The sequence below is a fragment of the Deinococcus hopiensis KR-140 genome, from assembly GCF_900176165.1.
GTDB lineage: Bacteria > Deinococcota > Deinococci > Deinococcales > Deinococcaceae > Deinococcus > Deinococcus hopiensis.
On record NZ_FWWU01000005.1, the window covers coordinates 285,473 to 305,147 of the forward strand.

18 protein-coding genes and 1 pseudogene are annotated in these 19,675 nt (G+C 64.2%); 9 read left to right on the forward strand and 10 right to left on the reverse strand.

From position 1 onward, the window contains the following. The 4 genes from B9A95_RS06280 to B9A95_RS06295 form a co-directional block, all read right to left on the reverse strand. A complete protein-coding gene (locus B9A95_RS06280) occupies positions 1-1,080 on the reverse strand; it encodes a nuclear transport factor 2 family protein (RefSeq protein ID WP_084046079.1) in 1,080 nt (359 codons plus the stop codon). A 90-nt stretch (positions 1,081-1,170) separates the two neighbouring features. Further along, positions 1,171-2,028 (reverse strand): carbohydrate ABC transporter permease, encoded by an 858-nt coding sequence (locus B9A95_RS06285; RefSeq protein ID WP_084046080.1) that lies wholly within the window; start codon positions 2,026-2,028, stop codon positions 1,171-1,173. Next, positions 2,028-2,981 carry a carbohydrate ABC transporter permease gene (locus B9A95_RS06290; RefSeq protein WP_084046081.1) on the reverse strand — a complete coding sequence of 318 codons (954 nt, stop codon included), beginning with the start codon at positions 2,979-2,981 and terminating at the stop codon, positions 2,028-2,030. Before B9A95_RS06290 ends, B9A95_RS06285 begins: the two co-directional genes overlap by 1 nt. Positions 2,982-3,057: 76 nt before the next feature. Then, positions 3,058-4,422 (reverse strand): ABC transporter substrate-binding protein, encoded by a 1,365-nt coding sequence (locus B9A95_RS06295; RefSeq protein ID WP_170928466.1) that lies wholly within the window; start codon positions 4,420-4,422, stop codon positions 3,058-3,060. Between the two features lie 450 nt (positions 4,423-4,872). On the opposite strand from B9A95_RS06295, the gene B9A95_RS06300 reads away from it, so the two are divergent. The 6 genes from B9A95_RS06300 to B9A95_RS06325 are packed head-to-tail and all read left to right on the forward strand — an operon-like array spanning position 4,873 to position 10,084. Further along, the gene (locus tag B9A95_RS06300) at positions 4,873-5,493 is read left to right on the forward strand and encodes a cupin domain-containing protein (protein ID WP_084046083.1); all 621 of its coding nucleotides are present in this window, start codon (positions 4,873-4,875) and stop codon (positions 5,491-5,493) included. 4 nt (positions 5,494-5,497) lie between these two features. After that, entirely contained in the window at positions 5,498-6,157 is a 660-nt protein-coding gene (locus B9A95_RS06305) for an alpha/beta fold hydrolase (protein WP_170928467.1), read from the forward strand. After that, positions 6,150-6,938, forward strand: coding sequence for an HpcH/HpaI aldolase family protein (locus B9A95_RS06310; RefSeq protein WP_084046085.1), 789 nt, complete (start codon positions 6,150-6,152; stop codon positions 6,936-6,938). Before B9A95_RS06305 ends, B9A95_RS06310 begins: the two co-directional genes overlap by 8 nt. A gap of 35 nt (positions 6,939-6,973) precedes the next feature. Continuing rightward, positions 6,974-8,272, forward strand: coding sequence for a histidinol dehydrogenase (gene hisD / locus B9A95_RS06315; RefSeq protein ID WP_084046086.1), 1,299 nt, complete (start codon positions 6,974-6,976; stop codon positions 8,270-8,272). Positions 8,273-8,303: 31 nt separating this feature from the next. After that, complete coding sequence (locus B9A95_RS06320) at positions 8,304-9,332, forward strand: LacI family DNA-binding transcriptional regulator (protein ID WP_170928468.1); 1,029 nt, start codon at positions 8,304-8,306, stop codon at positions 9,330-9,332. Next, positions 9,329-10,084 (forward strand): SDR family NAD(P)-dependent oxidoreductase, encoded by a 756-nt coding sequence (locus B9A95_RS06325; protein ID WP_170928469.1) that lies wholly within the window; start codon positions 9,329-9,331, stop codon positions 10,082-10,084. The genes B9A95_RS06320 and B9A95_RS06325 overlap by 4 nt, the downstream gene beginning before the upstream one ends. Positions 10,085-10,239: 155 nt before the next feature. Here B9A95_RS06325 and B9A95_RS36815 read toward each other — a convergent pair. From B9A95_RS36815 to B9A95_RS06350, 6 genes and pseudogenes are all read right to left on the reverse strand, one after another. Further along, positions 10,240-10,599, reverse strand: a pseudogene (locus tag B9A95_RS36815) (IS66 family transposase); the annotation flags it as partial. Beyond that, positions 10,572-10,913: a DUF6444 domain-containing protein gene (locus B9A95_RS36820; protein WP_425429915.1), complete on the reverse strand. Its 342-nt coding sequence runs from the start codon at positions 10,911-10,913 to the stop codon at positions 10,572-10,574. The gene B9A95_RS36820 and the pseudogene B9A95_RS36815, both read right to left, overlap by 28 nt. A gap of 59 nt (positions 10,914-10,972) precedes the next feature. Then, positions 10,973-12,919 carry a protein phosphatase 2C domain-containing protein gene (locus B9A95_RS06335; RefSeq protein WP_245808161.1) on the reverse strand — a complete coding sequence of 649 codons (1,947 nt, stop codon included), beginning with the start codon at positions 12,917-12,919 and terminating at the stop codon, positions 10,973-10,975. Positions 12,920-12,921: 2 nt separating this feature from the next. Beyond that, entirely contained in the window at positions 12,922-13,635 is a 714-nt protein-coding gene (locus B9A95_RS06340) for an FHA domain-containing protein (protein WP_084046088.1), read from the reverse strand. Between the two features lie 18 nt (positions 13,636-13,653). Then, on the reverse strand, positions 13,654-15,183 hold the full coding sequence (locus tag B9A95_RS06345) for a serine/threonine protein kinase (RefSeq protein WP_245808162.1): 1,530 nt from the start codon (positions 15,181-15,183) through the stop codon (positions 13,654-13,656). A 4-nt stretch (positions 15,184-15,187) separates the two neighbouring features. Then, the gene (locus tag B9A95_RS06350; RefSeq protein WP_084046089.1) at positions 15,188-16,576 is read right to left on the reverse strand and encodes a vWA domain-containing protein; all 1,389 of its coding nucleotides are present in this window, start codon (positions 16,574-16,576) and stop codon (positions 15,188-15,190) included. Positions 16,577-17,170: 594 nt separating this feature from the next. On the opposite strand from B9A95_RS06350, the gene B9A95_RS06355 reads away from it, so the two are divergent. The 3 genes from B9A95_RS06355 to B9A95_RS06365 all read left to right on the forward strand — a co-directional run bounded on the left by B9A95_RS06355 (position 17,171) and on the right by B9A95_RS06365 (position 19,622). Continuing rightward, on the forward strand, positions 17,171-17,503 hold the full coding sequence (locus B9A95_RS06355; protein ID WP_084046090.1) for a hypothetical protein: 333 nt from the start codon (positions 17,171-17,173) through the stop codon (positions 17,501-17,503). Between the two features lie 185 nt (positions 17,504-17,688). Continuing rightward, entirely contained in the window at positions 17,689-18,069 is a 381-nt protein-coding gene (locus B9A95_RS06360) for a hypothetical protein (protein WP_084046091.1), read from the forward strand. A 239-nt stretch (positions 18,070-18,308) separates the two neighbouring features. Next, positions 18,309-19,622, forward strand: coding sequence for a hypothetical protein (locus B9A95_RS06365; RefSeq protein WP_084046092.1), 1,314 nt, complete (start codon positions 18,309-18,311; stop codon positions 19,620-19,622). Positions 19,623-19,675: the final 53 nt, after the last annotated feature.

The following is a 19,675-nucleotide window of genomic DNA, read 5'->3' on the forward strand; positions in this document are numbered from 1 at the left end:
TCAGAGCTCCAGTTGGGCGTGCAGCTGCTTAAGCAGAGCGAATTCGTCGAAGATGGTCCATTCCTGCACGACCTTCCCGCCCTTGATGATGTGATGGCAAATCATGATCAGGAAGATGCGGCGGCCAGTGGGCGCACCGTAGGGTCCGTAGCCGTCGTGGGTGCCCTGGAATGTGCAGCGCGTCGCGACCCGGAATCCCTGCGGCGCATTCCCCTGCACGCACTGGTGATCCACCGTCAGGGCCAGGTCGGGAAAGCAGGCCAGCAGGGTGATCACAAAGTTCTCGTAATCGCCATACCCGTAGAGTTTCCGGGAGTCCGGCACGAACGCCACGTGTCCCGGTGCGTAGTGCTCGCGGACCATATTGACGAGCCGGGCGTTCCACAAGTTGAGCAGCACCGCACGGATAAAGCCCTGGGGGTCATCGTTGGCCGCGGGCACGGTCAGGAACTCCGGGGCCTGCTGCCCAGTCGGGAGACGGTCGATCTCGCCGTGGGTGTGCGGCGTGGCCGGCAACACCGCCCGCTTCGCCAGGACCACCGGGTCATATCCCATCTGGCGCAGCTCCGTGAGCGTATCAGAGGCCAGCCACTCTTCCACGATACGGTTTTCCCGCACGAAGCAGTCCGCGATGCCCCAGCGGTGCACCTTGCGGCCGGTGGGCGGGCCGTATTCGGTGTAGCCGGTGTTGACCCCGACGCTCGATACCCGGTGCGAGGAATAGAAGCCCTCGCGCTCGTCGCCACCCCAGATCACGTCGTCGGCGTAGGCCCGGCGCTCGGAATAGACGGCGATGCGCTGGAGCGTGTTGGTTACCATCGCCTCGCGGCCGTACAAGATCCCGCTGGAGTAGTGCACGAGCACGTTATGGGCGTAGTGGGTGTAGATCAGGCCGACGGCCTTTTCTTCCCAGATCTTGTGGGTGCAGCGCACGATGTAGTCGACGATGTCGGTGTAGTCGGCGTCAAAACCTGCCAGGGGCTGGCGGCGGCCTGTGCCGGCGGCCTGAACAAACTCGGAATAGTCGGGCCTGCTGGCAAAGTTGAAAGCGGGTGGGGAGGTGGTCTGCTGGTCGTCCATGTGGGTCCTTTGCGAGGTGGACTCGGCCCGGGTGTCAGCCCGGGTCGTCCTGGGCGGGAAGGTGGGGTTACTCTACGGGGCGCCCGGCGGTCACTTCACGGCCCCGACAGTGATGCCTTCAACGAAATACCGGCGGATAAACAGGGACATCACCAGGATCGGGACCATGACCAGCAGGCCGGCTGCCGCCACTTGTTCCCACATGGGCCCGCGTGGGCCGGAGATGGTCTGCATGGTTACGGGCAACGTCAGGGCGTCCGAACGGGTCAGGATCAACGCGAAGAAGAATTCGTTCCAGGCAGAGATGAAGGCAAACACTGCCGCCACGAGCAGGCCGGGCATAATCAGCGGCAGCGTGACGTAGCGGAGCGTCTGGAGTTCGTTGCAGCCGTCAATGAAGGAGGCTTCTTCGATTTCTACCGGAAGCGAGTCGAAAAAGCCGCGTAGCATCCAGATGGCGTATGGGAGGGTAAAGGACAGGTAGACGATGATGAGGGCCCAGGGCGTGTCAATGAGGTTCAACGTCCGGAACAGCGTGAAAAAGGGAATGGCGACCACGACGGCGGGCACGAACTGCGTGATCAGGATCAGGAGGAACAGGGCGTCGCGCCCCCAAAACCGGTGGCGGGAGATCACGTAGGAGGCCGCTGCGCCCAGCGGAATGGTGATCGCCACAGTCAGGAACGACACCAGCGCGCTTACCCAGACGTGCGAGCCGAGGAGGATCGGCGTGGCGAACACCGCGCGGAAGTTGTCGAGGGTGGGGGTGAACAGCAGGCGCGTGGAGTACACATCAATCTGGTTTTTGAAGGCGGCCAGGATCATCCATACCAGCGGGAACATCACGAAGAAGATGACCGCGAGCGTAGCGGCCACTTCGCCGGTCTGGGCGAGGCGGCGGCGCCTGCGGACGCTGGAATCTGGCTTATGGATCAGAGGGGCCTGCATCAGTCGCCCCTCATCAGTGTTCGCACGTAGAGCGTGGCGAGCAGTGCCATGACCGCGACGATGATGTACGAGACGGCGGAGGCGTAGCCCAGATCGAGGTTCCGGAAGGCCACCTGGTAAACGAAGAAGTACAGGGTCTGGGTGGAGTCGCCCGGGCCGCCCCCCGTCATGATGGCCACCTGATCGAACATCTTGACCGCCGAGATGATCTTGAGAAGCGCCACGATGTAAATCACAGGCGCGAGCAGGGGCAGCGTGATGCGCCGGAAGATTTGGAAGCTGGTCGCGCCGTCTACCCGGGCAGCCTCGGTGGCCTCGGTGGGAATCGAGCCGAGCGCACCGATGAACATCAGGGCGAACAGCGGTGCCCACCCCCAGATTTCGGACATGGCGATGGCCACCAGGGCGCTGAAGTCGTGGCCCAGCCAGACGTAGCCTTTCAGGGGCGCAAACACCTCGCCCAGCATCTTGGAGTACACGCCGTACTCCGGGTTGAGCATGAAGCGCCAGGAGTAGCCCTTAAGGACGGGGGCCACCGCGAAGGGAAAGATCAGCAGCGTGCGCGCGAAGACGTTCAGCCGGGTGGGCTTGGCCAGAATCAGGGCGATGGCCAGTCCGGTCAGCAGGGTCAGCGTGACCGAGATCAGGGTGTACAGCGCGCTGACCCCCAGGCTGTTCAGGAAGCCCGCGTCGGTAAAAGCCCGCGCGTAGTTTGACAGGCCGACGAAGGGACCGGGCGTGGGTGAGTTGATGAGGCGCCAGTCACGGAACGAGGTGATCAGCGAAGCGATCAGCGGGTAGATCACGGTTGCCAGAATCACCAGCAGGCCGGGTCCGAGCATCAGCCAGCGCAGGCTGCTGCTCTGGGGCCGCCAGGGCTTGGAAACGCCGCGTGAGGGTGGGGGGGCCAGGCCATCAGCCAAGAGTTCAGGCGTCGTTGGAGAAGGTTCCATCGGGGTTCACCTCAGCCGGGCCAACCTGAGGGGGTGGCCCGGCATGCCCTGCAGGGGTGACGGCGGGGTGCCTACATCATTTGTAGTAGCCGGCCCGCTTCTGGATGGCGTCCACGTCCCGGGCCATGCGGTCGAGGGTGGTCTTGACGTTGGCTCCGGTGGCCATCTGGTTGATGCCGACTTCCAGCACGCTCTGGATTTCGGCCCAGGTCTTGACTTGCGGGAGGGTGCGGGCGGTACGCAGCGCCTGGGCACCGACTTTGGGGATGCCGCCGTTGGCCGCATTGACCTTGGGATCGTTCATGCCCGAGAAGGTCACGATGGTATTGTCGGCCTCGGCAGGAATGCTCCGGTTGGCAGCGACCTTTTTCTGCACCTGCGTGCTGGTCACATACTTGACGAACTCCCAGGCCGCGTCCGGATGTTTGGAGTTCTTGAAAATACCCAGTGGCCAGATCAGGGCGTAGTTCTGGGTCTTGCCACCGGCCCAGCCGGGGGCAGGTGCGAAACCGATGTTGTTGAGCACGGCGGGAGTGACGGCCTTGGGGTCGGCGAAGCGCGCCCAGTACCACCACCAGCCCACCCACATGGCGGCCCGGCCCTGTAAGATCTCGGACGAGGACTCGGGCTCCGCGAAGGTGGTGGCTGCGGCGTTGGTGACCTTGTTCTTGCGCAGAACATCGATGTAGAACTGCGTGGCCTGCACGCCCTTGGCACTGTTAAAGACTGGGCGTCCGGTTTTGTCGAGGATGTCACCGCCATTGCCCCAGAGCATGCTGACCCAGCTGAAGAGGTTTTGCCCGGCGCTCACGCCGTACATGGTCGACAGGCCCGCCATGTCGGGTTTCTTCTGCTGAATCACGGTGGCCGTCTTGACCACGTCCTGCCAGGTGGTTGGCACCTTCAGCTTGAGCTCGTTGAAGACGTCTTTGCGGTAGAACAGTACCAGCGGGTGTCCCCGGAAGGGCAGTCCCACGATGTTGCCGGCGGTATCGGTCGACGCTTCAATGTAAGCGTTCGGGTAGTCCTTCATATTGATCTTGTCGGCAGCGATGCGGCTGTTCAGGGGCAGCATCTGGGACTTGAAGGCCTCACCCCAGGCGTCCACCCAGGCGACCACGTCGTAGGTGTTGCCGGTTGTGGCCTCTACCAGAATCTTCTGCTGCAAGGCCTCATACGGGGTGTTTTCCCATTTGACCGTGATGCCCGTGAGTTTCTGGAATTCGCTGCCCTCGCCCGTGAGTTTGATCATCTGGGCGAATTGCCCGGCGGTGGCGCAGCAGATCAGGAACTTGAGCTGCGTGCCGGCGTAGGGCTTGCCGGATTTCAGGCCGTAGGTGGCGGCGGTCTGCGCCAGGCCTGGCGGGGTCGTGGCCAATGCGCCCAGTATCCCCAGGGTCAATCCGATGCGCCGACGAACTCTTCGGTCTGCCTTGATCATGTGGCTCCCTCCTGACAAACGTGTCCTGCACGGGTCATGTTGGCTGCGATGCTCGCTTGGAATGGGGGCGTGCAGCGCTGGGCACTGCGAACGCGTCACCAGAGTTCCCACGGTGGAGTGCAGAGGGGGCGGTGCCGCCGGCTGGGAACGAGATGGAAGGCGGCGGTAGAACGCAGGTGAGTGACGTAGGCGAAACGGCGACGGGTGGTAACGATGACCACCCCTTGAAGTCCCGCCTTGCATACGTATTCATACCTTAGGTGGCAGTCTTCCGCTTTGTCAAGCCCTAATTTCGAGCCGCTTTGGCGAGCAGTTACCAGGGAATCGGCCTGTTTTCATCTTGACGTCACCGCTCCATTGGAGTACGTTTTGCATACGTATTCAAATTCCGCGAGCGGCACCTGTTCGGTGTGGTTCTGCTGATCAGCCCTGCACGTCCCTGGAGGCTTCATGACATCCGAGACCCGATCCTTTCCCTCCCCCACCCAGGAAGACCTCGGTGTCATGACTGGCAACGTGGTGCGCTTTCGCGACCTGAAGTCCCGGCCTATCCCACTCATGTTCATCGACTCGGTCCTCCCGGGCCACCAGCGCCACAACTACGCCGTCATCGGCGACACGGCCGCCGAGAACGATGCCTACGCGCCGTTCATCACATCGCCACACGGCTTTCAGATCGGTATGGTGCGCGCCCGACAGGGCAACGGCCCGGCGTATCACACGCACGATTACATCGAGTCGTTCCTGCCCCTGAAGGGCCGTTGGCGCTTCTACTGGGGTCAGAGCCCGGACCAGGTGGACGGGGAAACGGTCCTGGAGGAATTCGATTACATTACGCTGCCGCCCCAGCTGTGGCGCGGTTTCGAATGCATTGACGAGGGCGAAAGCTGGATCTTCGCCGTGCTTGAAAAACACGAAGTCTACGAGGGCAAAGACCCCTACTGGGCCCCCGACGTGATCCGCCGTGCCCGTGAGTACGGCTTCGAAGCCAGCGAAAACGGCAAGATGATCAAGCCGGACAACTTTGCCGAGCTCGAGCAGCAGTTGCTCCGGCAGTTCGGAGACGACTGACGCCGTGCCCACCCTGTTGCTGCCCGGCACCCTGTGCGACGCAGCCCTCTGGGCGGACGTGGCCCTGCCTCCCGGTGCCCATGTGTGGGCACCGGTGCGAGGCCACACGCTCGCCGAAGCTGCCTGGCAGGCGGCGTCGGCCCAGAGCGGGCCGCTGCACGTCGTGGGTTTCTCGTTGGGCGCGATCGTGGCCTTTGAGTTGCTGCGCCGTTGGCCCGAGCGTGTGCAGCGACTGACGCTGATCAGCGCCAATCCACTCGCGCCCACTGCAAAACAGCTCGTGGCCTGGGCCGATCAGGAGGCCGCCGTGTCGGCCGGCCCGGACGGCTTTGAAGCGGTCGCCCAGCAGGTGGCGGCGGGGGTGGGCCCGCATTCCGAGCGGGTCCTGGCGATGGCGCGGCGGGTCGGTCCAAAGATTTTCCTGGAGCAACTCGCGTTGCTGCGCTCCCGGCCCGACAGCCGTCCAGTGTTCCAGACCCACCGTGGCCCCCTGACGTTGCTGGTCGGAGCGGCCGATACCGTCACGCCCCCCGCCCTCAGTGAAACCGTAAAAGCCCTCGCGCCGCAGGCCGACCTGCGCGTGGTTCCGGGGGCCGGCCACTACCTGCCGCTGGACGCCCCCGGAACTGTCTCGGCCCTGCTCGGAACGTGGGCCCATGCCTGAGCCGGTCCATCAGCGTCTACAACGGGGCGAGAGCGTGCTGAACGGCTGGTTGCACCTGCCCGGCGGCGTGAGCGCTGAGGTGATGGGCCGGGCCGGGTACGATACCCTGACGGTGGACCTGCAACACGGCCTGATCGGCGACGGAGGTCTGGTGCCCACCCTGCAGGCGATTACCGCGACGCCCGCCACGCCATTCGTGCGGGTACCTGGGCTACATCCGCCGGACCTGATGCGCGCACTGGACGCGGGTGCTGCTGGAGTGATCTGCCCGATGATCGATACGCCCGAACAGGCCGCCGCACTGGTGCATGCCTGCCGCTACTCGCCCGTCGGCGGGCGCTCCTTCGGCCCGACCCGCGCCCGTCTGGTATACGGCGACGACTACGTAGCGCGGGCTGAGACCGAACTGCTGATCTTCGCCATGATTGAGACCGCGCAGGCTCTGCAGCACCTCGGCGCCATCGTCCAGACGCCGGGACTCAGCGGCGTGTACGTCGGGCCGGGCGACCTGAGCCTCAGCCTGACCGGACGGGCCACCCTCGATTTCCGCCATGGTGAGGCGGCCAAAGCCGTGGCCCGTATCGTCCAGGTGGCAGACCACCACGGCGTGATCCCCGGCATTTTCACGCCTGGCGGCGAACTCGCGCGTCACGCACTGGACCTGGGGTACCGCTTCGTCACGGCTGGCTCCGACTTCGCGCTCCTCTCCGCGGCGGCGCGTGACGTCCTCACTGACCTGCGGCCAGCAGACGTATCCACCCCACCCGCGTCCCTGTATTGATCGCTCCCCACCTACGCCGCGCAAGGAGGCACCCGATGGCCCGCATTCTGAAATCTGGCATGAACGCCGACACCCAGCTCAGCATCAACGAAAACGTGCAGCAGACGGTCCGCGGCATCATTGCGGACGTGCGGGAACGGGGCGACGAGGCGCTACGCGCGTACTCGCAGAAGTTCGATGGTTGGAACCCGCCGCAGTTCCGGCTGAGCCCCGAGCAGATCGGGCAGCTGGTCGCTCAGGTGCCCGCCGATCAGCTGGCCTCGATCCGCTTCAGCCTTGAGCAGGTACGCACCTTCGCTCAGGCGCAGCGCGATTCGATCCGAGACGTGGAAATCGAGACGATCCCGGGCGTCACCCTGGGCCACAAGGTCTTACCGGTAAATTCAGCCGCGTGCTACGTGCCGGGTGGGCGGTATCCGATGATCGCCTCGGCCATCATGAGCGTGGCGACGGCCAAGGTCGCGGGCGTGCGCCGCGTGGTGGCCGTCACGCCCCCGAAGGACGGGCAGCCTTACCCAGCCACTGTGGCGACGATGCACCTCGCTGGGGCTGACGAGATCTACATCATGGGTGGGGTACAGGCACTTGCGGCGCTGGCGCTCGGCACAGAGCGTGTGGCACCTGTGGACATGCTGGTCGGGCCGGGGAACGCCTACGTTGCCGAGGCCAAGCGGCAGCTCTTCGGGCAGGTGGGCATCGACCTGCTTGCCGGTCCCACCGAAACCCTGGTGATCGCCGACGAGTCGGTGGACGCCGAGATGGTCGCCACCGACCTGCTCGGACAGGCCGAGCACGGCACCAATTCCCCGGCCGTGCTGCTCACCACCTCCGAGACGCTGGCTCAGCAAGTCACTGCGGAAATCGGGCGCCAGTTGCGCGTGCTTGCCACTGCCGAGGTCGCCGCGCAGGCCTGGCACGATTACGGGCAGATCATCCTGGCCGAAGACGCGGATGAAATGGTGCATCTGGCGGACGAGATTGCCTCGGAGCACGTGCAGGTGCTCACCCGTGACCCGGACTATTTCCTGGCACGCATGACCAACTACGGCTCGCTGTTCCTGGGTCCAGAGACCAACGTCGCTTACGGCGACAAGACCATCGGCACCAATCACATCCTGCCGACTGGACGCGCGGCCCGCTACACCGGCGGGCTCTGGGTGGGCAAGTTTCTCAAGACGGTGACCTACCAGCGCGCCACGCGCGAGGCCTCGGTGCTGATCGGCCGCCACTGCTCAGTGATCTGTGGGGTTGAGGGCTTCGCTGGGCATCAGCGACAGGCTGACTTACGCGTGGAGCGCTACGGCTCCGCCGTGCCCATCGGGGCAGATGCTTGACTGGAGGTGGCCTTATGCTGAGGCCACGCCCATGACCCGTCCTCCCACCAACGCCACCGGCCCGGCCCAGCGGGTTACGTCCCTCGACGTGTCGCGCGTGGCGGGGGTGTCCCAGTCTGCCGTTTCCCGCGCGTTCACCCCAGGGGCGTCCATTAGCCCTGAGACGCGCCGCCGGGTTCTGGAAGCCGCGCAGCGCCTGGGCTATCAGCCCAACGCCATCGCCCGCTCGCTGGTCACCCAGCGAAGCGGCATTGTGGCCCTGATTGTAGGCGAGCTACACAATCCCTTCTACCCGCAGGCCCTCTCGCAGTTCGCGCAGGCGCTGGAGATGCGCGGCAAGCGGGCATTGCTGCTCACCCATGACGCGCGGCGCGACGTGCAGGAGACCCTGGAAGCCGCACGGTCCTACCAGATTGAGGCGGCCATCGTCTTCCCGACCCGCCTGAACGCGGCGCCGCCCAGCTTGGGCAATGTGGAGGAAGGGGGAATTCCCGTCTTGCTGTTTAACCGTCACCTTCCCGGACATCAATTGTTGTCGGTCGCCTGCGACAATTACAGGGGTGGGCGGCTGGCCGCGCAAGTGCTGCTTGACGCTGGGTCCCGCCAGCCCGCCTTCATTGGGGGCGACCCCGACACCTCCACCCACCAAGACCGCCTGCGCGGCTTCACGGAACGCTTGGCCGAAGCTGGCGTGCGTCCCGTCGCCACTCCGGCCCGCGCGTTTCAGTACGACTGGGGCGTGCAGGCCACCCTGCACCTGGACGCGGCGGGTGACCGACCCGACGCGTTTTTCGGGGCCAACGACATCGTGGCGATCGGGATACTTGACGCCCTTCGAACGCTCGGTCGACGTGTGCCGCAGGAGGTCAGCGTGATTGGTTTCGACAATATCGAGGAATCGGCCCGGTTGGCCTACCGTTTGACGACCATCGGTCAGCCCTTAGAGGCCATGGTGGAAGACGCGTTGCGCGCGTTGGAGGACCCGCAGCCAGGTGAAGGCCCCCGGCTGCACCCCGGTGAGCTGATCTGGCGCGACACTGTAGCCGGGTCCCGGCCATGAGTGGGGCGGGGGACCTGAGGGGCCGCGTCGCGCTGGTGACGGGGGGCGGCGGCGGGATCGGCAGCGCCATCTGCGAAGCGCTGGCCGGAGCAGGGGCCACGGTCCTCGTCGGCTATGCCAGTCAACCTGAACGCGCCGTCCAGCTGGCCGCTGGACTTCCCGGCGCCGCCCACCACGCTCTGCGGGTGCCGGTGGACAACTCGGGCGTGTTGGCCCAGGCGGCCGCGGACGTGATGGCCACCCAGGGTCGCCTGGACCTCCTTGTGAACAACGCGGGCGTGACCACCCCCGTGCCGCATGCGGACCTGGACAGTCTGAGTGATGAGTGGATCGACACGATTCTGCGCGTGAACGTGCGAGGGGCTTTCGCCGCTGTGCGTGCTTTTGCTCCACTGCTGCGGTCGAGCGGCGACGGCCTGATCGTGAATATCTCCTCGGTTGCGGCCGTCACAGGACTGGGTTCCAACGTCGCGTACTGCGCGTCCAAAGCCGCGCTCGATTCGATGACCCGCTCCCTGGCCCGCGCTCTGGCCCCGGAGATCCGCGTATTGAGCGTATCTCCCGGCTGGGTGGACGGCGAGTACGCGGCCCGCATGCCTACCGACCTGGTCGCCGCACAGGCAGCACTGACCCCACTGGGCCGCATCGCCCGCCCTCAGGAGGTCGCGCGCGCTGTGATAGCCGCTGCGACGCACCTTACCTTCAGTACAGGAACGGTGATTCCAGTGGACGGCGGCCGACCTCTAAATTGATGACCACATCATTCCGTCCTGCGACACCTGGAGCACACTCCCTGGCATTGATCTGGGATACGCCCTTCACCTCCGTAGATAACAACTTCGCTTTTCATTGTTTTATACGGATTCCGAATAGACCATTTACAGTGGAAGGATGAGACCGTCTGCTTTTACCCAGCCGCTCCAACATTCCGCCGAAGAGCAACTACTCGGTACGAAAAGATGGGCATAAGAACTTCATTGCGGAAGATACTGACGAGACCGTGCCAGATATTCATACCCTGCTTGCGAAGGGTAGAAATATAACTGCGAATACGACAGAAGTTCATGCCACCTTCCGCTGAACGAAAGCCACCAGACACCTTCCGTTTTACGCAGGCCATCCGGATGTCCCGCTCCGCTTGATTATTGTCAAACGGCACTCCTTCGTCATGGAGGAAGCGCAGTATCGCTTCACGGTGCCGCTGGCACCGCAGCGCCAGGTTGCGCCCTCGGGTCTGCTTCACCCGACCTCGTTGTCCAGGCATAGGTCTAGCACTTGCCGAGCCAGCAAATCTTGCACTTCGACCTCGTTCCAATGCTGTCCACACGTACAGGTTCCTGTCACCGGCAGGACGATCACCTCATCAGGCGAGGCGCTCATCTTCAAGGTTGTTCCTGGGTGTCCTTCCTGACCACCAGGAGAGCGAACGCCTTTCTGGCGTTCGCTCTTGGGCTTCTTCCGCCAGACTTGGTCCTGGCTGGGGGGTTGATGGGAGGTCTGACTGGTCTGCGCGAAGCTGACTTCCAACTCGCGAATACGCGCTTGGAGACGTTCACAATTCGGGCAGGTTACGTCCGAGATGCTTCACCTTACCTCATCCCAACCGCGCCCTCAGGGGCTGCTGAATAGTTACAGGTTGCTTACTTCACCCTCTCAATCACCAGGGCTGTCGCGTTGTCCGGTGCTCCGGACTCCAGACTCAGCTCCAGCAGGTGCTCAACGGTCCTTTGCAGCGAGGGCTCGTGGAGCAAAATACCGTGCAGTACGGTTGGCTGCACCTCACCCCATACGCCGTCCGAGACCAGCAGCACGCGGCTGCCCACGGACAATTCCAGCGGCTCTTGCAGCACCTGAACGTAGTTGTCCTGTACGGCCCGCAGACTGCCGAGCGAACGCAGCACCTTGTTGCGCTCTGGGCTCACCTGGGCTTCTTCCGCCGTCATCTGGCCGCTCGCCACCATCGCGGCCACGTAGGAATGGTCTTTGCTGAGCTGCTGCACTGCGCCGCCCTGCGCCAGATAAGCGCGGGTGTCGCCCACATGGCCCAGCTGCAACCGGGTGCCGCGGATCTCCACGCCTGTGAGCGTGCAGCCTCCATCCCGGCCCTGCATGTCGGTCAAGACGGCAGCATTGGCGTCCCACACCTGGGCTTCCAACGTCGGTGCCACCGAACCGAGAAAGGCCCGTACAGCGGCCTGACTCGCCACCTCGCCCGCCGCCATACCGCCCATGCCGTCCGAGACCACGGCCCGCAAGATCAGTTCTCCACCACCATGTTGCCCGGTCTGACGCCAGACAAATCCGTAGGAATCCTCATTGATCGGTCGTTCGGGGTTGAGGCCGATGTCGGTGGCCGCCGCCACCTGATAGACGGGCAGCTTGACCGCCGCCGACTTGAGGGTGTCAAGCAATTGCGTGGGGGTCAGACGTTGCGGCAAGGGGGCCAGCATCCCGCTCAGCAGCTGCGGCACACCCGAGGCATTGACGCCTGCCAGCACGGTGGATGACGGCCCTTCCGCTGGAAGGGGGCGTCCGGTGAGCCACTGAAAAAGCAATGCGCCCAGCAGATACACCCCGCTCTTTGCCTGCGCGGGTTGCCCCTCCTGCACTTCAGGCGGCGTAAAACTGTCGCGCAGGGTGGGTTGAACCGCTTCGCCCTGCCGGGCCACTTGCGGCGGCAACCTCAATTTCAAACCGCCCTGGGTAAGCTGGACGCCGGCTGGATCAAGGTCGATCACAGCGTAGCCCTGTTTTTCCAGGGCGAAGAGCAGACGGGCCAACTCGGTGAGGTGCGCCCGCGCCGCGTCAGGATCGAGCGGTATGGTCAGGGGCGTTCCCTCGGTGGGGGCCAGCACCAACAGGTCGCCCGCCGGGGTCACTCTGGGCAGCAGGCGGTGGGGCCGCAGCTCTGCCCACAGCGGACGGGGCCGCACATACACGTCCACGCTGGGGCCAGCGCCCAGGGCGTTGGCGCTAAACCAGCCGCGTCCCAGGTCCTGATTGAGCTGATAGCCGCTGACCACCTCGCCTGCCTGCGGGCCCTGTACGGCCACCGTCGGCGTGTAGGTCTCTTCCTCCAGCTCGCCCGTGGCAAAGGTGGGGAAATCAGGGAGCGCCGATTGCGCTGTGGCTGCAGCTTCCGGCCCGCCGGGCAGTTCTGCGGCGCGCGAAAGCCCTTCACCGGGGCCCTCTGTGGCCGGAACTTCTGTGGGCCCAGCTCCGCCCAGAGGAGCTTGAGCATCTGAAGTGGCTGGTCCGTCTGGAGCAACGGCGTTGTCCAGAACGGCAGGGGATTCTGGAACAACTGGGCTTGATCCAGCGGCGGCACCTTCCAAAACCGCGGAGGGTTCAGGGTCATGGCCCATGACTTCGGCGTTGCCCGCGTTCAGCCGGGAAGGAAAGACGTAATCCACTTCCAGGGGGCCGGTCCCGTTCTCCAGGTGCTGCTCGGTCCTCAGGTGGGTCAGCGTTTCCGATGCGGGGAGCGGGGGAAGGTCCTGGGGAAGTGCGGTCGCCTGGGTGCCGTTCTCGGGTGACGGAGCTTCCTCAGGGGACGGGCCGTGGAGCAGATCGTCAGGCTGGGTCATCTTCAGCCCTGGTGGAAGATCAGCATCAGGTTGCCAAAGGCCAGTTCGTCACCGTCAGCCAGCGCTGCAGGTTCCTGCAGGCGCGGCGAGAAGCCCGACTCGCCTTTGCGCTTGATATAGACGCCGTTGGTGGAGCCGAGGTCGCGCACCGACCACACGCCCTGTTCGCGGTACAGCTCGGCGTGACGGCGCGAAATGTGCTCCTGGCCGCCCAGGCTGCTCAGGTCGATGTCTACCGGTCCACTGGAAGCGTCGAAGCGTCCAACGACCAGGCGGTCACCTTGCAGAGGAATAGATTCGCCGGTGGGTGCACCGAACTTCTTGACGCCGAGTTTGGCTTCTCCGGTCAGGACAGAGGCCGCTGGGGCCGCGGGAGCGGCAGATTCTGAGACGGATACCCCGGACGTGGACGCTTCAGGCACAGGCGTGACAGCCGCTTCAGCCGCAGTTTCTCCGGATGCAGGGCCCACTGGACGTTCTGCTGGCAAGATGGTCTCAGCGCTCGGCGCTATGCTGGGCAGGGCCACTGCACCGGGAGCCGCCGCGTCAGTGGTGCCGCCTGCAGCTTCGCTGGAAGCGGCCTGAGGGATTGTTTCCGGAGCGGTCTCAGGCACGGGGCTGGACGTGGTGGCCCCAGGCAGCTCCACGCCGCAACCTTCACAGTAGGTGGTGCCCTCGGGGTTGGCGGTGCCGCAGACTTGGCAGAGAACGGTCATGGTGGTTCCTCCGGAAAACTAGAGCGAGATGCGGCGGATGAGTACCAGAAAAAGGATGGCGAGGTCGGCCGCCCCCACGCTGGCACCGACGACGGTGGGCCAGTGAAGGCCCGCCCCCTGGGTGTAAAAATACGCTGCTGCTGTCGCCGCAACGGGCAGGGCCACCGGCAGGGCAAACCACAACAGCCCGCCCGCAAGGGCCCCTACCCCCGCGCCGACCACGGCAGCCACGGCGTACTGCGCCGCCTGAATCGGCGCGGCGAAATACTCGTCCACCGACATGACGGCGATTCCCGCGCCCAGAAGGAGGCCCAGCACGGTGGACACCCGGCGCGACGCCGGGACGCGCTTCTTGCCACCCGTTGGAGCAGGCGTGTTCGGAACAGGCAGGTGTTGAGCAGAAGTCGGAACTGGGATGGGTTGCGGTGGTGCGGGAGTTGGTACGGCTTTGGGCGCGGGTTGAGGAGAGGGGACGGACGGAGATGGTGGCGCGGCTTTGGGGACCGGGGGCGCAGGACCCGGTGGAACTCCGGGCACCGGCCTGGGTACGGGAACCTGGGGCGCTGGCGGCCGGGATACTGGCGCTTGGGGGACTGGTGGTGGAGCGGCCGGTTTCGGCGTTGGCGCAGTGAGGATCGCCAGGAGAGCCTGTGCACTTTGCGGACGGTCCTCTACACGCAGGGCCATGGCCTGTACGACGGCGCGGCGCAGCTGCGGTAAGGTCGAACTGGGCATCGGCGGCAGGGGCGTCCCCAGCATCAGGTCTGTGGCGGGGGGCGGCATCTGCCCGGTCAGGGCGTGCAGCAACGTGGCGCCCAGGGCGTAGATGTCGGTGTATGGCCCGAAGCGACCGGAATTGCCGTACTGTTCCAGAGGCGCGTACCCGGGCGTGACCAGCCGGGTATGGCTCTGCGTTTTGCCCGCGACGAAAGTCCGCACCGAACCGAAGTCAATCAGCACGATGCGGCCCGTCTGGTGAAAAAAGATGTTGTCCGGCTTGATATCGCGGTGCAGCAGCCCACGCTGATGAATAACTTCCAGCGTCTCCGCCACCGAGCGGGCCACCTCGAGCACCACGTGGGGCGGTACCGGCCCGCGTTTCTCGATCAGGCTGCCGAGGGTGCTGCCTTCGAGGAATTCCATCACCAGATACGCGGTGCTGTTCTCCTCGAAGTAGTTCATCACCCGCACGATGCTGGCGCTGTTGAAGCTGGCGAGCACTTTCGCTTCGTCCAGAAAGCCTTTTTTGGTCGTCTGATACTCGGCACTGCTGATGTTGCCCGGCGCGACCACCGTTTTGCCGCGCCGCGAGGACCCGTCCAGAAACAGTTCTTTGATCGCCACCTTGAGGCCCAGCCGCGTGTCCTGACCGGCGTAGGTGATGCCGAAACCGCCCTGCCCGAGCACCTGACCGAGGGTGTACTGGCCGCCCAGTAGGGCCGTTCCCACGGGCAGGGCCACCAGACCTGAGGGGGTCAGCGGTGCGCCGCAGGTGTGGCAGACCGTTTCGCCGGGCTGAACGGCAACGCCGCAGACTGGGCAGTTCACCGACCTACGCTCCGGTCATCTTGCGAATTTCCTCGTCCGTCGGGAGGCCGCCCTCACCACTGCCCGCCTTGAGGGTCTGCGTTTTTGCGCCCAGCCGCATGGTCTTGGCTGTGCCGAGGCTGATGGTCTTACTGCTGCCCAGTTCACCTATGGCGCGGTCGAGCACCTGGGTCATCGCGCCGTTTCCCAGACGCTGGGTCATGCTCCGGGCTTGTTCCAGCGTCCTGGCTGCCTGTTCGGGATTGCTCTGCGCTTCCCGGGTCGCCTGCGCGACCAGACTTTCTACGTTGCGTTGCTGCACCCACTGCATCACTTCCGGGTCGACCCGCGCCGCCATCGTCTCGTCACCGGTAAATTCCACCACCACGTCGAGCGGCGGCAACTCGCCCCGGTAACTCGCGCCGGGGACCTCGTAGGTCAGGCCCAGCTGGGCCAGCCGCATCCGGGCGGCGGGACGCTCTGGCAGCGTGAATTCCAGAACGTAGGTCGCCCCCGTTCCGGCTTCCACGTTGCCGAGTTGCAGCGGACCGTCCGTTTTGGTCACTTCCGTCTGGGTGGGCTGCACGCGGGTCACGCGCTCCAGCACCACGTCCTTGACGGCCCGCACCGTCAGGGCCACATTGGTGATCACTTCGCTGGCCGCCTGCTTGAGATCCCCCAGCAACGCGGCGGGCAGATCGGAGGCCCGTACGGCGGGGGGTTGGGGGTTCTGGTTGTCCGGCACCACGTCAATCGGTTGGCCCTGCGTGCGGTCGGTAATCTCGGTGAGCAACTCGGTATTGACGTCGTCGCCCACGCCGATGGTGGTGACAGACACCTGCATTCCGGAGAGCACGCCCGCCTGCTCCTGCACCACCACCGAATCAAAGGCTTGGCCATCGGTCAGCAGGACCATCCGGCGGCTGCCCGATTCGGTTTCCAGCACCCCCACCCCGGCTTTCATGCCTGCGCCCATCTGGGTCCCACCGGAATACCAGTCCAGCTTATCGGTGGCCTTGAGCAGCTGCGCCCGGTTCGCCGCGGCGGTGAAGGGAACGAGGACTTCAGCGAGATCATCGAACTTTACCAGCGCCAGGCGGTCTTCCGGATGAATGAGGTCCGAAGTGATGATGCCCCGCAGCGCTTCAGTCACCAGTTCCAGCTTGTTTTTGCCACCCCGCACGACCTCGTAACGCTGACCATCGACAAAGGTCGTCTGCCCGGTATGTTCCGTCACCTCGGTGACCACTTCGCGCATGGAACCGGAGGTGTCCACCACAAACACCACCGACAGGTTGGGCCGGGCCCGCACGGCCTGCTCATCCGGCGAGACGTGAAGCGTCACGAACAATTTCTGACCTGGAGCGTGTGCCAACAGGAACTCGCGGTGAAGCTGCATTCTGGCATCGAGCATGAGTGACCCCCTCTCTTGATCCTTCCGCATCATACGGTTGTGGTGAGCTGGTGCGCCTTGGGACCTGGTAGACACAACCATTCGGCCAGAAGACCCGCTTGGGGTCCTGCGCCACCCCTGCCCGAGCCTGGCCTGTTTCTCGCTCTGTCCTGAGGACTCCGGTTGATCCGTGATGAAATCAGGGGCCAACCCGAGCAGAGCGAGTGGGAAAAACGGTGACACAAAGGCGTGGAAGCACCCGAGCGGAGCGGACCCGCAAAGGTGCGCAGCAGAGGCGACAGAACCGGTGATCCAGCAACCGCATCACTTCGAAGTACTGGATCAGCGGCCTGAGCCCCTTCGCCCGTGGGCGAGGGAGCTGCAGTTAGGATGGGGCCATGGCCGTCACGATTGACGGGACCACCAACGCGAACGGAATCGTAACCATTGGCGGCAAGACCTACGTCTCGCAAGACGCCCTCAAGGCCCGGGGCGTCACCGTTCTGCGCCCGAACTCCCTGGGCCTCTACGACTTTCCGCGCGGAACAGGACCCGCCATCAAGCTCTCGGGCTGCCAGGGAGAATGGCTGTTCAGGCAAGCTTCGCGTGCGCGTCATGGGCACGCAAGAAACCAGTTCCGGCTGGACCGTGGCGACCCAGATGCAGGCCGCCGTGGCCGACGACTCGGTGAACATCGGCCAGGTGATCGCCCTGCAAAAGATCATCGGCGTCACCAGATCGGGTAAGGTGTACGACCCGAGCAAGAACCCGTTCGGGCAGACCAAGCTCGATTACGACTACGCCCGCAAGACCGAAACCTTGCCCATCGAGATCCAGCTTGCGGATGCGGACGGCGGCACGGACAATCCCCTCCAGAAGCTGGTGCTGCCGTCGAGAGACAAAGACGCTCCCAGCTCCCTGACCTTCGATCTTACCTGCAAGAAGTGAAGTTCAGTATGAACAAAAGTGCGGCTTTCCTCCTCGCTGCTGGCCTCGGCCTGACGTCCTGCAGCACATTTACCATCGGTGGTCCGATCCCACCGGTGCAGCCAGGCCCCAATAACCCAGGCGCGCCGTCGACGGTCCCCGTCGGTCCATCGACCATCACGCAGACACAACTCGGAGGCTGCCCTATGGGCAATTCCCTCGAAACCGGCGTGATTCCTGCAGGCGTCAACGCCTGCACCAAAGGCACCTTCAACGGCATCGTTACGGCGGGGAGCACGCAGCAGTGCAGCCTCACGCTGGACGGGAGCGGCACGATGACGTTTACCAGCCCGGCCCTGACCCAAACCATCACACTTGCGCCGCAGACGAACGTGTATTACAGCCACGAAAAGACCAATGGCGTGAGCACAGTCGCCTACACGCTCGAGAACAACCGCTACGCCTCCAGTGGCCGTCGCAGGATCAGCTTCGCGTTCTACGGGCCGCTACAGTCTCCCATGCCCAACGTCTATATCAGCGCTGAGGCCGACAACCAAGAAGCGTCTTGCTACGCGCGAATCAATTAGGCACCAAAACCCGGTGCGGTCTCCCAAGGACTACGCCGCGTTTTACGTCCTCCCGTCTGATGGAGAGGTGGGCGTAGCAAAACCCTGTTGTGGCATCACGTCCGTGCAGAAAAATGGATTTTCTGACGTGAGGTGCAGACTGAGAGGGACATGAATGCGATTTACCAAAGGGCACAGCTCTGGAGCAGCAAAGCTGAATTTCTGAGCGACAACGGACCAGAGAGACGTGAGGGCCAGAGGTGACGGGGACAACCGACCTGCCGCAGATCAAGCGGGGGCGGCAACCCGTTAAATTCCCCCTTACGCATCAGGAAAAAGAGGTGCTGGACCACCTCTATATGCATGCAGGCGCATGGACGAAAGCTGAGGCCCTGCAACACCTCTCGAATGCGCGGATCTGGGAAATGCTGAGGGCGGAAGTGCTGGGCGTCAAACCGACACCGATGGGTCCCCTGATTGTTCTCCTTGCCCATGGCCGCCAGGCGGTCTACGGCTACAGCAGCGGCGCAGTGAGCCTGAACCGTCAGGTCGACAGGGCCTATTTTCGCCTCGCCTTGTCGCACCTGGGGTGGTCATGTCCAGGGCCAGACGGTCCGACCCTTCTATTGAGCGATTTTAGCCTACCTGGCCAATTTGTGGAGGTCGAAACGGACGCAGGTCTGGCGCTGGTAGGAGCCAAATTGATGGGCAACGGATACAGCAGCAAGCACATTGGCCGCATCGCTGATCGGATGCACAGCACGGCACTTTACCGAAACTTCAACGTCATCGTCCTGACGCCGAGTCCTCGGAAGGGCCAGACACAGGTTGAAAAGCACAAGGCGTTCCTGAAGGTGATTCACGTGCTGCCGAATACGGGTGACACGGGCCACACTCAGGTCTTCAAGATCGAGGGGAGCCCGACTGCGCTCCCGGCTGGGCCCTACCTCAGTGGAGAGGCGTGGCGAAACGACCAGCAGTACCTCGCACTGCCTAAGCGAGTGCTCCACACGCTGCAACAGTCCCGCTCCGACCGTATGGAGCAGGCGCTGCTGAGCCTGGAGTGCGACGGCGTGATGAGCGCTGCCCAGCTGCTCCGTTTCTACGGTCTGGTGCCGGAGGATTTCCCGGGCAGCTGGGGGATCAAGGCGCTCCTCAGGACCACGCCCTCTCAACGCACAAGTGAGCAGCGGGTGGTGTTCCTGACCCTCAGCCGGAAGCTGGCCCGCCTTGACGAACACCGCCTGGCCCACCGGGCAGGGACAGGTCGTGCCCGGCACCTGCTGAACATTCCTCCAGACAAAAACAGGTGGATAGCCGAGTACCGGGGACGGTTGAAATCCGAGGAGCCCGACGCGCTGTACACCACCCTGGAAGGTGAGGAAGTGGCCATCGAGTATGACGACGGGACCTACTCGTCGGACGTGATTGACCGCAAGCTCAGGACGTTTCGGGACCGCGGTTTTGCGGGCACCATCTGGGCGGTGAGCAATCCCTTGCGGCAACGGAATTTGACGGAAAGAATTGGCTCGCGACTCCGTCAGGAAATCCTTCTGGCGGAGTGGTGGAAGTAAGCGGAAGGCGGTGGAGCACGCAGCATCCGGTGGGCCCAAGTCAGGTCTGCCGG